Genomic DNA, 14,749 nt, shown 5'->3' with positions numbered 1-14,749 from the left:
AACTCATTGCTGTCGTTGCCTGCCCGAATCCGTGAGGCGATCCCCGACCCTCTCGGTCGAAAACAGTTCGGGCGACATTCTCATGACACGCACTCCGGGCGAGGCGCATCTATGCCCGCCGGAGGAAAGGAATCCTCTTAAGTGACTGATGTCAATCTCCACGCCGAGAGCGTGGACTCCACAACAGACTTGTCGGCTCTGCGCGTTCCGCAGCTGCAGTCGCTCGCAGTCGGGCTCGGCATCGCCGGCGCCGCCAAGCTGCGCAAGGGCGAACTGATCGCCGCGATCGACGCAGCGCGGGCCACGGATGCCGCAGCCGGCTCCGGAACTGCAGTCGCCGAGCCGCCCGTAGCGAGCGAGGACGTCGCCGTCCCCGTCGCTCAGGCCGAGACGACTGCAGATGTCGCGGTCTCTGAGCACGACGAAAGCGCGCTCAGCGCTGCCGAGGCAGAGGCCGCCCTTCAGGCGGCCCTCGACCTGCAGGCACCCCCGACGCGTACCCGGCGCGGGTCGCGTCGCGTCACCAGCGTCGACGGCGGCCGCACGATGTCGGCCGCAGCTCACGTGAACGCCGGCGAGGCCGGGCTCCCCGGCCTGCCCGTTCAGGAGCAGGGCGTGCAGCACAACGATGCAGCACCCGCCGAGCTCGCTGCCGCGTCGAACAACGATGTGTCGGCGCGGAACGACCGTAACGCCCGTCGCGCCGCACAGCCCAGCGAGGACGCCGAGCGGCAGACTGCCGATGCCGCTGAGACCGTCCCGGCCGGCGATCGCAACGAGGGCGCTCAGCAGAGTGCCGGCGAGCCGGACGCGGAGAGCCGCGCCGCAGACGCCACGAGCTCCGAGCACGGCGCGAGCGACGGCCAGGCATCCGACGACGGGCAGCGCGAGCAGCCCCGCCAGGGTCGTCGCAACCGCGGCCGCAACAAGAACCGTCGAGGCGAGAACGCCCAGGGCGACCAGAACGGTCAGCAGCAGAACGGCCAGCAGGCCGGCGACGACCAGCAGGCTCAGCCGAACCAGCAGGCTCAGGCGAACCAGCAGAGGCAGGGCCAGCAGCAGAAGCAGGGCGCCCAGAACGGCCAGCAGAACCAGCAGAACCAGAACCAGAACCAGAACCAGAACCAGCAGAAGCAGCAGGCTCAGGACGACGAGCGCGGCGGCCGCAACCGCTACCGTGACCGCAAGCGCAGGGGCGCCGGTGTCTCGGATGACATCGAGCCGGAGATCCTCGACGACGACGTGCTCATCCCGGTCGCAGGCATCCTCGACGTGCTCGACAACTACGCCTTCGTGCGCACCAGCGGCTACCTGCCGGGTACCAGCGATGTGTACGTGTCGCTCGGGCAGGTCAAGAAGTACAACCTGCGCAAGGGCGACGCCGTGGTCGGCGCCATCCGCCAGCCGCGTGAGGGCGAGAACAGCGGGCGTCAGAAGTACAACGCGCTGGTGAAGGTGGACTCGGTCAACGGTCAGAGCGTCGACGAGGCGCAGAACCGCGTCGAGTTCACCAAGCTCACTCCGCTGTACCCCCAGGAGCGCCTGCGGCTCGAGACCGAGCCCACCAAGCTCACGCAGCGGATCATCGACCTCGTGGCCCCCATCGGCAAGGGCCAGCGCGGTCTCATCGTGGCGCCGCCGAAGGCCGGCAAGACCATCGTGATGCAGCAGATCGCCAACGCGATCACCACGAACAACCCAGAGGTTCACCTCATGGTGGTGCTGGTGGACGAGCGGCCAGAAGAGGTGACCGACATGCAGCGCACCGTCAAGGGCGAGGTCATCGCGTCGACATTCGACCGTCCGGCCGAGGACCACACGACGGTCGCCGAGCTGGCCATCGAGCGTGCCAAGCGCCTGGTAGAGCTCGGACACGACGTCGTCGTGCTGCTCGACTCGATCACGCGACTGAGCCGCGCCTACAACCTGGCCGCACCGGCATCCGGTCGCATCCTCTCCGGTGGAGTGGATGCCTCGGCCCTGTACCCGCCGAAGCGCTTCTTCGGCGCCGCGCGCAACATCGAGCACGGTGGATCGCTGACCATACTGGCCACGGCGCTCATCGAGACCGGATCCAAGATGGACGAGGTGATCTTCGAGGAGTTCAAGGGCACCGGCAACTCAGAGCTGCGTCTGTCGCGCCAGCTGGCAGACAAGCGCATCTTCCCGGCCGTCGACGTGAACGCGTCCGGCACGCGCAGGGAAGAGATGCTGATGAGCGCGGACGAGGTGAAGATCACCTGGAAGCTGCGTCGCGCCCTCGCCGGCCTCGACCAGCAGCAGGCACTCGAGGTCGTGCTCGGCAAGCTCAAGGAGACGAGCTCGAACGTGGAGTTCCTCGTGCAGATGCAGAAGTCGATGCCCGCACCGACCGGTGGCCACGGCGTTGCGCACTCGCACGCGCACGAGAACGACCACCGATAGCACGTCAGATGCCCGCCGCGGCGGCCCACCGACCAGCTCGGGGGCGCCGCGGCGGGCATCCGCACGTTAACGCAGCACGCCACCATCACGGGAAGCCACGAAGTGTTCGATTCCATCCAGTCCCTGCTCGACGAGCACGAGGCTCTGCAGGAGCAGCTCGGAGACCCCGCCGTGCACGCGGATGCCGCACGCGCCAAGAAGCTCAACCGCAGGTACGCGGAGCTGAGCCAGATCAAGGCGGCATACGAGCACTACAGGCGACTCGTCGACGATGTGGATGCAGCGCGCGAGCTGGCGAAGGAAGATGCGGCGTTCGCCGAGGAGCTTCCCGCGCTCGAGGATGCCTTGGCCGGCGCGCAGGAGAAGCTGCGCCGCCTGCTCATCCCGCGCGACCCGGACGACGGACGCGACGTGATCATGGAGATCAAGGCGGGCGCAGGGGGAGCGGAGTCTGCGCTGTTCGCCGCCGACCTGTTGCGCATGTACCTGCACTACGCGGAGTCGAAGGGCTTCAAGACCGAGATACTCGAGCACGACGACACCGACCTGGGCGGCTACACCAATGTGCAGGTGGCCATCAAGGGCAACTCCTCAGATCCGGCGGACGGCCCGTGGGCGCATCTCAAGTACGAGGGCGGCGTGCACCGCGTACAGCGTGTGCCCGTGACAGAGTCGCAGGGACGCATCCAGACCTCGACGGCCGGGGTGCTCGTCTTCCCCGAGGTGGACGCGCCCGAGGAGGTCGAGATCAGCCCCAACGACATCCGCATCGACGTTTTCCGCTCATCGGGTCCGGGCGGTCAGTCGGTGAACACGACGGACTCCGCCGTGCGCATCACCCACCTGCCGACCGGCATCGTGGTGTCGATGCAGAACGAGAAGTCGCAGATCCAGAACCGCGAGGCGGCCATGCGAGTGCTGCGTGCCCGCCTGCTGGCCAAGCAGCAGGAGGAACTCGACGCTGCCGCATCGGATGCACGCAAGTCGCAGATCCGAGGCATGGACCGCTCGGAGCGCATTCGCACCTACAACTTTCCCGAGAACCGCATCGCCGACCATCGCACCGGCTATAAGGCATACAACCTCGACCAGGTCATGAACGGCGCACTCGATCCCGTGATCGAGTCGGCGGTCCAGGCTGATGAGGAAGCGCAGCTTGCGGCCATCGGTGAGGACTGAGGCCGGGACTCAGATGTAGATGCCGGGATCGAGCCACGTCTCGTCGGAGCGGGTCTGCGCGAGGTGATGCGTGGCATCCTGCCGTTTCGGCCTCGCCGGGATGCCGACGAGCACGGAATCGGCGGCCGACGACTTCACGACGACCGCGTTCGCGCCCACCACACTTCGTGCACCGATGACGATGTCGCCCAGCACCTGCGCGCCCGCGCCGACCACCACACCGTCGCCGAGCGTCGGATGCCGCTTGCCGCGACCCCGCGCCTTTCCGCCGAGCGTGACGCCGTGGTACAGCATCACGTCGTCGCCGACGACGGCGGTCTCGCCGATCACAACGCCCATGCCGTGGTCGATGAAGAACCTGCGCCCGATGCGAGCCCCTGGGTGGATCTCGATACCCGTCAGGAACCGCGCGAACTGCGACAGCAGGCGAGCAGGCAGCTTGAGCCCGGGCGATATCCACCAGCGGTGCGCGACACGGTGCAACCAGATGGCGTGCAGACCCGAGTACGACAGCACGATCTCGAGGCCGCCGCGGGCCGCCGGATCATGTCGCCTGGCGCCCGCGACGTCCTCGCGCATGCGCGAGAGAACGCTCATTCTCAGTCGAGAAGGTCTTGATACAGCACCGTTGAGACGTAACGCTCGCCGAAGTCGGGAAGGACCACGACGATGGTCTTGCCGGCATTCTCCGCTCGCTTCGCCACCTCGACGGCCGCGTGCACGGCTGCACCCGACGAGATGCCGCCGAGGATGCCCTCTTCCGCCGCCAGTCTCCGAGCCATCGCCACGGCGGCGTCCGCGTTGACGTCGAGCACCTCGTCATAGATCGTCGTGTCGAGTACCTCAGGCACGAAGTTGGCGCCGAGGCCCTGGATCTTGTGCGGCCCTGGCTTGCCACCGTTCAGGATGGGGGACTCCTCTGGCTCGACGGCCACGATTCGGATGTCCGCCTTCTGCTCGCGCAGGTACCTTCCGGCACCGGTGATGGTGCCGCCCGTGCCGATTCCGGCGACGAGCATGTCGATGGCCCCCTCCGTGTCGGACCAGATCTCCGGGCCAGTGGTCTGGTGGTGGATCTCGGGGTTCGCGGCGTTGGCGAACTGTCTCGCCCAGATCGCGTTCTCGGTGTTCGCCACGATCTCCTGCGCCTTCTCGACGGCGCCGCGCATGCCATCCGGCCCCGGCGTGAGCACGACCTCGGCGCCGAATGCGCGCAGCAGAACGCGGCGCTCCTTGCTGGCGGTCTCGGGCATCGTGATGATCAGGCGGTATCCCCTGGCTGCAGCAGCGAAGGCCAATGCGATTCCGGTGTTGCCGCTCGTGCCCTCCACGATGGTGCCGCCCGGCTTGAGAGCGCCGTCCCGTTCGGCCGCGTCGATGATGGCGACGCCGATGCGGTCCTTGACGCTCGCCGCTGGGTTGTAGAACTCGAGCTTGGCGAGCACAGTGGCATCCGCGCCGTCGGTCACCCGGTTCAATCGCACGAGGGGAGTGCCACCGACCGCCTGGGTGATGTCGGTGTAGATCTTGCCTGTCATCGTCGACCTTTCCACTGAGTTCGCGTTCTCGAGAACGAACGGGCGATTGGTGCGCCCATGGAAGCCTATTCTTGACGCTCGGGCTGCGGGCACTTCATGACGCGGCGCGGCATCGCATGTGAGCTCTGCGTTCGCGGATGCCTTCGACCGGCCGACACACAAGGAGCATCAGCGCATGCAGCAGGATGACCAGGGCACGTCCGCGGACGTGCCGCTACGGCAACTGCTGAACGAGGCGGCCGAGGCGCTGGAGCGGGCCGGCATCGCCGATCCCACGGTGGACGCCGAACTGCTTGCCGGCCATGTGCTGGGGGAGAGCAGAGGCGGCGTGGTGGCCAAGGCGGTCATGGGCGTCTCCGTTCCGCCGGCACAAGCCGCTCGTCTTCGCGAACTCCTGCGACGGCGCACCGCCAGGGAGCCGCTGCAGCACATCACCGGCCGAGCCCCGTTCCGTTCGCTCGAGCTTCTCGTCGGGCCAGGCGTCTTCGTGCCCAGGCCCGAGACCGAGCTGCTCGCGCAAGTGGCGATCGACGCGCTCCGTTCGGCCGCCGAGCCCGAACCGATCGGCGTCGACCTGGGGACGGGGAGCGGGGCAGTCGCGCTCGCCATGGCATCCGAGGTCCCGCACGCGCGAATCTTCGCCGTCGAGCGATCGCCGGAGGCGTACGCCTGGGCGCGGCGGAACGTGGCGCTGACGGGCAACGCCGACGTCGACCTCGTCAACGGCGACCTCGCGGATGCCTTCCCCGAGCTCGCCGGACGATGCGTCGTCGTCGCATCGAACCCGCCGTATGTTCCCGATGACGCGATCCCTCGCGACCCCGAGGTGCGGCTCTTCGATCCGCCGGCAGCGCTGTACGGCGGCAGCGACGGCCTCGACGTGGTGCGCATCATCTCGCGGCGCGCCCTGCTGCTCGTTCGGGCGGGTGGCCTCGTCGCCATCGAGCACGGCGAGTATCAGGGCGAAGCGGTGCGGGGCATCCTCGCCGCCGACGGATGGCGCGCCCCTACGACGCACCGGGATCTCACCCTGCGCGACCGGGTCACGACAGCGGTGCGCTGAACCTCACCCAAGCCCGCCAGAAGGCCGACCCGTCAGCGTGCCTTGCGCTCCCGTTCCTTGGCGACGCGCTCCCTGGCGGCGCGGAGCGCCTCACGCTCACGCTTGCGCGCATCGCGTAACGACTTCTCGGCCTCCCGACGCGCCTTCGCGGCTTCCTTGACGCGCTTGTCCGACCCGTAGAGCACTGCGTCGTCCACGTCGGTGCCCGCAACCTCCGCCGGCTGGTCAGCGGGGGAGGCCGCGCCACCTGCTTCGCGCTCCTCGATGTAGCGCTGGATGCCGTCGAGCATGCGCTCGAGACCGAAGTCGAAGTCGTCGAACTCGTTCGACGTGTACGCACCAGAGCTGATGATGGGCGCGAGGTCGGGGAATCGTTCGGGCGTCACCAGCTGAGCGAGCGCAGCAGCGAATCGTTGCCCGCTAACCTCGTCGTCGCTGGCACCCGAGAGCGCGATGTCGCTCAGAACGTCTCCAATACCTCGCACGTACGAGGCCATGAGCAGCACGCACGCCATCTTCTCCTCGTCCCGCAGCGGCGTGGATCGCAGGGTTCGCAGGGCGGTATCGATGAGCCTCATCACGTTCGGCGTCTTGGGAACCCCGTCGACCGGGATGCGGCTGTACCACGGGTGGCGCTGGAAAGTGTCGAGACTGGCGAGCATCCATTGCCTGAGCCCGGTACGCCAATCGTTCTCGGGCGGCTCGGGGAGTTCGACGGCGGCCACGGCATCCTGCATGAGGAGCAGAAGGTCGTCTTTGCTCGTCACGTAGCGGTAGAGCGACATCGTCGTGAAGCCGAGCGCCGATGCGACCCGGGCCATCGACACGGCTCCGAGTCCTTCCGCATCGGCGATCTCGATGGCCGTCTCCACGATGCGCTCGATGCTCAGCTCGCGTTTCGGCCCGCGCTGCGGCCGCTCGGCAACACCCCAGGAGAGCGCGACGGCGTGCGGCAGCGCCGGATCTTGGCTGACGGGCTCGTCGGTCATGCTGCTCCAGGGCGTTGCGATGGTGCGTGCGGGAAGGCGGGGCGCGGTTCGCCTCGCGTGATGCGGCGACGCGGCCCCGCCGCGGTCAGTCTATGAGCCGCAGCCGGGGCCGCGTCGGGCGGTATCGCGTCGATCAGTGCGTCACTCCTTCACGCGTCGGCCGAACGCGACGGCCGAGCCCGCGATGCCTACGAGCAGGATGCCCCCGAGCCAGGCGAGCGCAACCCAAAGGGTTCCTCCGGGTGCCGTTCCCGACATCAGGTCCCGCAGTGTCTCGATGATCGGCGTGTACGGCTGGTGCTCGGCGAACCCGCGCAACCAGGCCGGCATGGTGTCGACGGGCACGAACCCGCTGGAGATGTACGGCAGGAACAGGAACACGAAGTTGATCGACGACGCCGCGTCTACGCTGAGAAAGAGTCCGGCGAGGGCGCTCAGCCAGGTGAACGCGAGGATCACCAGAACGACGAACAGCAGCGCGCCGAGCCATCCGCCGAGAGTTGCGGCCGGGCGGTATCCGAGCAGGAGTGCAACGCCCATCACCGGAATGCAGGCTGCGATATTCCGCAGAACGCTCGCGATCACGTGCCCGTGCAGCACGGCCGAACCGAGCACTGGCAGAGTCCTGAACCGGTCGACCGTGCCGCTGGTGACGTCTTGCGCGACGGCGATGGCGGTGGACGCCGAGCCGAATCCGAGGCACAGCACGAGCGTTCCGGGAACGACGTAGTTGACGTAATCCCCGTCGGATTCCAGTGCTCCGCCGAAGATCACGACGAACACGAGCATGATGCTCACTGGAATGACGAACGCGGTGATCAGCGAGTCGACACTGCGCAGGGTGCGCCGCAGCTCCCTGGTAGACATGGTCGCGATGTCGGACAGAGCCGTGCCCAAGCCTTTCGAGCGGGCCTTCGTGGGTGCAGGTGCCCAGCCGATGGTCGTCATGCTGCCTTCTCCTTGCTCTTGTCGCTGTTCGTGTCGTCGCGCAGGTCCGAGCTCCTGCCGGTCAAGGCGAGGAACACATCGTCGAGCGTCGGCCCGATGATCGCGATGTCCGTGACCGGGATGTCGTGCGCTGCGGTCTCCGCGAGGAAGGAACGGATATCCGCGACCGCGTTCGCCGACGGCATCCGCACTGCCAACGAGTCGTCGTCGACCTCGAGGCCGAACGTGCCGCGACCGAGCGCCGCCGCTTTCGCCACATCGGCGGGGGACCCGAACGAGAAGACGATGTGGTCGCCGCTCACCTGAGCCTTGAGCTCGTCAGGTGTGCCGGTGGCGACGATGTGTCCGTCGTCGATGACACCAACTCGATCGGCGAGGCGCTCGGCTTCCTCCAGATACTGCGTCGTCAGCAGAATGGTCGTGCCGCCTGCCGCGAGACCCGCGACGAGCGACCAGAGCTGCCCTCTGCTACGCGGATCGAGGCCGGTCGTCGGTTCGTCGAGGAAGAGCACCGCGGGCGCCGCGACCAGGCTGATCGCCAGGTCCAGACGCCTGCGCATGCCCCCCGAATATCCCGAGACCGTGCGGTTCGCCGCTTCACGCAGGTCGAATGCCTCGAGCAGTTCCTCGATACGGCCTCGCCTCCAAGCGCCGTCGAGATGGTTCAGCCTTGCCATCATCGCGAGGTTCTCCGCCCCGGTCTGGAACGGATCGACCGACGCGTACTGGCCGGTGAGCGCGAACCTGCTGCGGGCATCCGCGGGTCGGGCGAGCACGTCGACCCCCGCGATGCGCACGGTGCCGGCATCTGGCCGCACGAGCGTGGAGAGGATGTTGATCGTCGTCGTCTTGCCCGCCCCGTTGGGCCCGAGCAGGGCATAGATCTCACCGTGTCCCACGGCGAAGTCGACGCCGTCGAGCACGTCGTGTCTTCCGTATGACTTGCGCAGGCCTGCCACTTCGATAGCGGGGCCGCTGTAATTGATCGCCATGTCGGCGTCGTCCTTCCTCGTCCGGGAGCGTCAAGACCATCTGCGCACGCTCACTGTGTATCTCGTACTCGAAGTGTAATGCATAAACAGTATGTGATGTAAACAGAAGAGGTGCAAGAGGGCGTTGCCTGCCTCTCTGCCGCGGTGAGGGTCTTCCCGCTCACCGCGGTTTCGCCGCTCAGAAACACGGCCGTTGCCAACGACCTCTTCTGCCGCTGAGGGACGAGAAGCACTGGGTGTTCAATCGCCCATATCGCGGCTTCGCCGCTCAGAGGTTCAATCGGGTCGGCCTTGTGAGCGAGCTCACAAGGCTCTCCCCTCAATCACCTCTATCGCGGCTTCGCCGCTCAGGGGCTCAATCGGCTTGGGGTTTGTGAGCCAGCTCACAAACCCCAAGCCTCAATCGCCCCTAGAATCAAGCGGTCATGACCACCTTCTACGACTGCTCAGACGACGACGGCCTCGCCGAGGGCACAAGGCAAGCCCGATCCGCCATCGAGAGCGGTGGCCTCATCGTTCTTCCGACCGACACCGTGTACGGCATCGGGGCCGACGCCTTCAGTGCGTCGGCCGTCGCGAGCCTGCTCGCCGCGAAGGGACGGGGCAGGCAGTCGCCTCCGCCCGTGCTCATCCCAGCGCTCACAACGCTCGACGCGCTGGCGGAGACCGTGCCGCAGGAAGCCCGCGATCTCGCCGGCGCCTTCTGGCCCGGCGGGCTCACGATCGTGCTCCCTGCCCAGCCGTCGCTCTCCTGGGACCTCGGCGAGACCCAGGGCACGGTCGCGCTGCGCATGCCGAACAACCCGGTCGCCCTCGCACTGCTGCGCTCCACCGGGCCCCTCGCCGTCTCATCGGCCAACAAGACCGGGATGCCCGCCGCCACCACCGCACAAGAAGCCGAGGCCATGCTCGGCGACAGCGTTCAGGTCTACCTGGACGGCGGCAAGACGGGCATCGACTACACCGCGACGGGCCTCACCGAGACGTCCTCCACCATCGTCGATGCCACGGCTCTCGCTTCCGGGTCCGGAAAGCTGCGCATCCTGAGACACGGCGTCATCTCCGACGAGCAGCTCCGCGAGGTCGTCGGGGACGCACTCGAGTCCGAGGCCGCAGAGGGCCAGCAGCCCACATGACCCTTCTTCTCGTCATCGGCCTCATCACCGCGATCGTCACCTTCGTGCTCTCGATCGTGGTGTGGCGGGTGGCACTGAAGTACAAGCTGTACCCGCGCATCCGCGAGCGAGACGTGCACTCGAGGCCAACGCCGCGCCTGGGCGGCGTCGCGATGTTCCTGGGCATCGTGATCGCTTTCGGGGTGGCGTACCTCGTGTCGTCGGTCTTTCCGTTCCCGGGAGGCGCGCTGCTGGGGGTGGTCTTCTCCGACCCAACGCCGGTGTTCGCCATCCTCGGCGCTGCGCTTCTCATCGTCGTGATCGGCGTCGCCGACGACCTGTGGGACCTGGACTGGATGACCAAGCTGGCGGGCCAGTTCGTTGCGGCCGGCCTCGTGGCGTGGCTCGGAGTTCAGATCTACTCGCTTCCGCTCGGCGGGGGAGTGACGGTCGGCTCCCCGTGGATGAGCGTCGCCATGACGGTCATCGCCATCGTCCTGGTCATGAACGCCATCAACTTCATCGATGGTCTGGACGGACTGGTCGCAGGCGTCGCGCTCATCGCCAACGGGGCGTTCTTCCTGTACAGCTACCTGATCACGGTGAAGACGAGCCCCTCCAACTACTTCAGCCTCGCTTCGGTGATCGCGGTCATCCTGGTGGGCGCGTGCGCCGGATTCCTGCCGCTCAACTGGCATCCTGCCCGCATGTTCATGGGCGACACGGGCGCGCTGCTGGTCGGCCTGCTGATGGCGTCCTCGGCCATCGCGGTGACCGGACAGATCGACCCGGCGTCCATTCAGCAGGGCGGAGCGCGAGCACTCTTCCCCGCGTTCATCCCGATCATCCTGCCGTTCGCAGTGCTCGTCGTCCCGCTGCTCGACTTCGGACTCGCCGTGTTCCGCAGAGTGCGCGCGGGCAAGTCCCCGTTCAGCGCTGACCGCAAGCACCTCCACCACCGGCTGCTCGACATGGGGCACACGCACCTGCACGCCGTGCTGATCTTCTACGCGTGGACGGCCGTGGTGTCGATCGGATGCCTGCTCTTCTACTTCCAGCCCGTCTGGCCCGCCGTCGTGTTCCTGTTCGTCGGCGTCGTGGTGTGCACGGCCGTCACGCTTGCTCCGCTCAGCAGGCGCAAGAGCTCGGAGGTGGCGGCAGAGCTCACCCCGCCGGATGCGCATGGAGCAGACGACGCGGCCCGTCTCGACCCCCTTGACGCGGCATCCGAAGTGCACCGCCCACACGTGCCGGGGGGTGCCCAGCCCGAATCACTACGGACCACGGCGTCGCAACCTCTTTCGCCGGGGGCCTCGCCCTCAGGCTCGAACTCATCCCGAAAGGAATCCGCTCCATGACCGACTCAGGCGCATCGTCTGCTCAGCGCCAGAAGCCGCGGCCGATGGGGGCGCGGCCCATGCTGATGCTGGCGCTGAAGTACGGCGCGATCTTCGCCCTCGCGGTCGCCGTGGTCGCCGGAGCGATCGGCCTTGCCGTCTCCGGTGTGCCCGGCCTGCTCGGTGGGCTGCTCGGCGCAGTTGTCGCCGCCGTCTATCTCGGCTTGACCGCCCTGACGATGCTCGTCGCGTATCGGTTGGCGAACGGAGATCTCACGTCGCCCATCTACTTCGGCACGGTGATGGGCGCGTGGCTGCTGAAGGTGATCGTTTTCGTCATCGTCGTGCTTCTCGTGGGGTCGCAACGATGGGTCGACGGACGTGTGATGTTTTTCACGATCATCGTTGCCGTCCTCGGCTCACTGGTGCTCGATTGCGTCGCCTACGCTCGTGCGCGGGTGCCCTATGTCGACGTCGATCTTCCGTCCTCGGCTGACCCCAATGGCGGCTCAGGGGCCGTGGGTGGCGCACCCGGCGGACAGCCCTAGCCCGGGGTTTCATTGGTCGCTCGGCGACTCTGGACGGATTGACAGCGCGTACGGAGGGTCCCGTGACTTTTGCTAGAGTAGTTGGGACCCCGACCCCGTTCGTCACAGAACACCGATGCCGGAGAATGCCCTGATAACGCCCATGCTTCTTTCCACAGTGCTGTCCGTCAAAGGCGACAACTCCGGCGGCTTCGAAGGCCCTTCGATCAGTGACTTCTTCCCCCCGGATGTGCTGTTCGCCGGCACACCGTTCGCGCTCAACCGCATAATGCTTATTCGCATCCTTGTGCTGGCGCTGGTGATCCTGGTCTTCTGGCTCGGCACTCGGAACATGAAGCTGCGGCCCTCGCGCACGCAGGTCGCGTTCGAATACCTGGTCGGTTTCGTGCGCAACGGGATCATCTACCAGAACCTCGGAACTCGCATCGGCAAGCGCTACGAGCCGATCCTCATGACGTTCTTCTTCGTGATCCTCGGGATGAACCTGATGGGCTCGATACCGGGCTTCCAGATCGCTCCGACGTCGATCATCGGTCTTCCGCTGGTTCTGGCGCTCATCGCATGGGTGATGTTCATCTATGCCGGAATGCGCGAAAAGGGTGTGCGGTTCTGGAAGGACTCGCTTTTCCTGCCGGGCGTACCCTGGCCCCTCTACTTCCTGCTGACACCACTCGAGTTCCTGTCCACGTTCATCGTGCGGCCCGTCACGCTGACCCTCCGGCTCACGATGAACATGATGGCCGGTCACATGCTCGTCGTGCTCTGTTTCGCGGCGACGCAGTTCTTCTTCTTCACCGTGCTCGCGAATGGCAACTTGATCGGTCTGCTGGGCATCGGCTCTTTCGCCTTCGGCATCGCGTTCACGCTTCTCGACCTGTTCGTCGCCGCCCTGCAGGCTTACGTCTTCACGATCCTGTCTGCCATCTACATCCAGCTCGCCGTGGCCGAAGAGCACTGATCCGCTCGCGCCACCGCATCATCCACCCCTTGAAAGGAACAATCACGTGAACATCGTCGGACAACTCGCTCCGCTCGCCTTCGGTCTGGCCGTCATCGGCTCCGGTATCGGCGTCGGCTACGTCATCGGCAAGACCATCGAGTCGGTCGCGCGTCAGCCCGAACTGCAGGGGCGCCTGCAGAGCCTCATGTTCCTCGGCGTCGCCCTGACGGAGGCTCTCTGCTTCATCGCGATCGCCGTGGCGTTCATTCCGTTCCCCAAGCCGTAACGCGCGGTCGGTCACAGCAACAACGAAGGAGTACGAATGCTCTCCGCAGCCGTCGTCGCCGAAGGAAACCTGCTTCTGCCGACGATCCCCGATCTGCTCTGGGGCACGATCGTGTTCGTCATCGTGCTGGTGTTCTTCATCGTCAAGGCACTGCCGGCGATCAACAAGTTGCTCGATGAGCGACGCGACGCCATCGACGGCGGCATCGAGCGTGCCGAGAAGAAGCAGGCCGAGGCCAATGCGGTGCTGGAACGCTACACCGCTCAGCTCGCCGAGGCTCGTGCGGAGGCCGGGCGCATCCGCGAGCAGGCTCGCACAGAGGGCGCGGCGATCCTGGCAGAGCTCAGGGAGAACGCTAACGCGGAGGCGGCCCGCATTACTGCGAACGCGCAGGCCCAGATCGAGTCCGAACGCGCAGGGGCGCTGGCGTCGTTGCGTGCAGAGGTCGGAAGCCTGGCTCTCGACCTGTCGTCTCGCATCGTCGGAGAGGTGCTCGCCGACGACAAGCGTGCTGTAGCCGTCGTCGACCGATTCCTCGCCGATTTGGAGCAGGCTCAGCTATCGAAGGCGAGCGAATAGGTGGGATCTGCGACCCGCGAAGCTCTCGATCGAGCCAAGGCTGAACTGGCGCAGGCGCAGGAGGTCACCCTGCGTACGGGCGAGCAGCTTCTCGCTGCCGGCCGTGCCATCGACGGCACACCGCAGCTCAAGGCCCTCGTTGCCGATCCCTCCGTGGAATCCGCCGAGAAGGGCGCGCTCGTCAACCGTATTTTCGGATCCTTCGACGACACTGCTGTGCGCGTTCTGAGCGGCATCGTCCAATCGCGCTGGTCGAGTCCGGCGCAGCTGATCGACGGCATCGAGGAGATCGGAATCCGAGCGATCGCGCGCGCATCGGGCGACGACGGGACGATCGAGGCCGAGCTCTTCGCTTTCGCCCGCGCGGTCGATAGCGACGACGAGCTCGAACTCGCCCTTGGAAGCAAGCTGGGCGATACGAGCCGAAGGGTCGAGGTCGTCGAAAGTCTCCTGTCCGGCAAGGCGAGCGATGCCACCGTCGCGCTTGTCAGCTATGCCGTTCAGACCCAACGGGGCAGACGTCTCGTCGAGGTCATCGCACACATCGCCGAGATCGTGGCTCAGGATGCCGGCGCGATGGTCGTCTCCATCACTGCTGCCGCTCCGCCTACGGCGTCACAACTGGACCGTTTGCGTTCTTCGCTGACGACACGGTATGGGCGCACTCCCCGCTTTGCGATCACCATCGATCCTCTGCTCATCGGCGGCCTTCGGGTGCAGATCGGCGACGAGGTCATCGACGGCAGCGTGGCGAACCGCCTCGCCGATCTGCGACTCCGACTGGCCGGCTGACCCGGCACGACGCACACAT

The 14,749-nt window shown here is 66.6% G+C and carries 15 protein-coding genes; 10 read left to right on the top strand and 5 right to left on the bottom strand.

Annotation, left to right across the window (positions count from 1 at the left end):
• Positions 1-141 precede the first annotated feature (141 nt).
• Together rho and prfA are read left to right on the top strand one after the other, a co-directional pair.
• Entirely contained in the window at positions 142-2,424 is a 2,283-nt protein-coding gene (rho, locus tag ACO2Q7_RS15925; protein ID WP_423356695.1) for a transcription termination factor Rho, read from the top strand.
• A gap of 102 nt (positions 2,425-2,526) precedes the next feature.
• Positions 2,527-3,603, top strand: coding sequence for a peptide chain release factor 1 (gene prfA / locus ACO2Q7_RS15920; RefSeq protein WP_423356694.1), 1,077 nt, complete (start codon positions 2,527-2,529; stop codon positions 3,601-3,603).
• A gap of 9 nt (positions 3,604-3,612) precedes the next feature.
• On the opposite strand, the gene epsC is transcribed toward prfA, so the two are convergent.
• A complete protein-coding gene (epsC, locus tag ACO2Q7_RS15915) occupies positions 3,613-4,200 on the bottom strand; it encodes a serine O-acetyltransferase EpsC (protein ID WP_423356693.1) in 588 nt (195 codons plus the stop codon).
• A 2-nt stretch (positions 4,201-4,202) separates the two neighbouring features.
• Positions 4,203-5,141, bottom strand: coding sequence for a cysteine synthase A (gene cysK, locus ACO2Q7_RS15910; protein WP_423356692.1), 939 nt, complete (start codon positions 5,139-5,141; stop codon positions 4,203-4,205).
• Positions 5,142-5,316: 175 nt separating this feature from the next.
• On the opposite strand from cysK, the gene prmC reads away from it, so the two are divergent.
• A complete protein-coding gene (gene prmC, locus ACO2Q7_RS15905) occupies positions 5,317-6,204 on the top strand; it encodes a peptide chain release factor N(5)-glutamine methyltransferase (protein ID WP_423356691.1) in 888 nt (295 codons plus the stop codon).
• 32 nt (positions 6,205-6,236) lie between these two features.
• Here the strand turns inward: prmC and ACO2Q7_RS15900 are convergent, their stop codons facing one another.
• From ACO2Q7_RS15900 to ACO2Q7_RS15890, 3 genes are all read right to left on the bottom strand, one after another.
• Positions 6,237-7,193 carry a TetR/AcrR family transcriptional regulator gene (locus ACO2Q7_RS15900; protein ID WP_423356690.1) on the bottom strand — a complete coding sequence of 319 codons (957 nt, stop codon included), beginning with the start codon at positions 7,191-7,193 and terminating at the stop codon, positions 6,237-6,239.
• Between the two features lie 141 nt (positions 7,194-7,334).
• Positions 7,335-8,141 (bottom strand): ABC transporter permease, encoded by an 807-nt coding sequence (locus ACO2Q7_RS15895; protein ID WP_423356689.1) that lies wholly within the window; start codon positions 8,139-8,141, stop codon positions 7,335-7,337.
• Positions 8,138-9,133, bottom strand: coding sequence for an ATP-binding cassette domain-containing protein (locus ACO2Q7_RS15890; protein ID WP_423356688.1), 996 nt, complete (start codon positions 9,131-9,133; stop codon positions 8,138-8,140). Before ACO2Q7_RS15890 ends, ACO2Q7_RS15895 begins: the two co-directional genes overlap by 4 nt.
• Positions 9,134-9,558: 425 nt before the next feature.
• On the opposite strand from ACO2Q7_RS15890, the gene ACO2Q7_RS15885 reads away from it, so the two are divergent.
• The 7 genes from ACO2Q7_RS15885 (at position 9,559) to ACO2Q7_RS15855 (ending at position 14,730) form a co-directional block, all read left to right on the top strand.
• Entirely contained in the window at positions 9,559-10,269 is a 711-nt protein-coding gene (locus ACO2Q7_RS15885) for an L-threonylcarbamoyladenylate synthase (protein WP_423356687.1), read from the top strand.
• Positions 10,266-11,606 (top strand): MraY family glycosyltransferase, encoded by a 1,341-nt coding sequence (locus tag ACO2Q7_RS15880; RefSeq protein WP_423356686.1) that lies wholly within the window; start codon positions 10,266-10,268, stop codon positions 11,604-11,606. The genes ACO2Q7_RS15885 and ACO2Q7_RS15880 overlap by 4 nt, the downstream gene beginning before the upstream one ends.
• Positions 11,603-12,133 carry a hypothetical protein gene (locus ACO2Q7_RS15875; RefSeq protein WP_423356685.1) on the top strand — a complete coding sequence of 177 codons (531 nt, stop codon included), beginning with the start codon at positions 11,603-11,605 and terminating at the stop codon, positions 12,131-12,133. Before ACO2Q7_RS15880 ends, ACO2Q7_RS15875 begins: the two co-directional genes overlap by 4 nt.
• Before the next feature lie 142 nt (positions 12,134-12,275).
• The gene (atpB, locus tag ACO2Q7_RS15870) at positions 12,276-13,091 is read left to right on the top strand and encodes a F0F1 ATP synthase subunit A (RefSeq protein WP_423356684.1); all 816 of its coding nucleotides are present in this window, start codon (positions 12,276-12,278) and stop codon (positions 13,089-13,091) included.
• Positions 13,092-13,137: 46 nt separating this feature from the next.
• The gene (gene atpE, locus ACO2Q7_RS15865) at positions 13,138-13,359 is read left to right on the top strand and encodes a F0F1 ATP synthase subunit C (protein WP_286289434.1); all 222 of its coding nucleotides are present in this window, start codon (positions 13,138-13,140) and stop codon (positions 13,357-13,359) included.
• Between the two features lie 36 nt (positions 13,360-13,395).
• Positions 13,396-13,938 (top strand): F0F1 ATP synthase subunit B, encoded by a 543-nt coding sequence (locus ACO2Q7_RS15860; RefSeq protein ID WP_423356683.1) that lies wholly within the window; start codon positions 13,396-13,398, stop codon positions 13,936-13,938.
• Complete coding sequence (locus ACO2Q7_RS15855) at positions 13,939-14,730, top strand: F0F1 ATP synthase subunit delta (RefSeq protein ID WP_423356682.1); 792 nt, start codon at positions 13,939-13,941, stop codon at positions 14,728-14,730.
• The last annotated feature ends 19 nt before the right edge of the window (positions 14,731-14,749 follow it).

Source organism: Rathayibacter sp. KR2-224, assembly GCF_049446075.1.
Classification (GTDB): domain Bacteria; phylum Actinomycetota; class Actinomycetes; order Actinomycetales; family Microbacteriaceae; genus Humibacter.
Note: the sequence above shows the minus strand (reverse complement) of the source record. Positions and strands in the feature narration are given on the sequence as shown.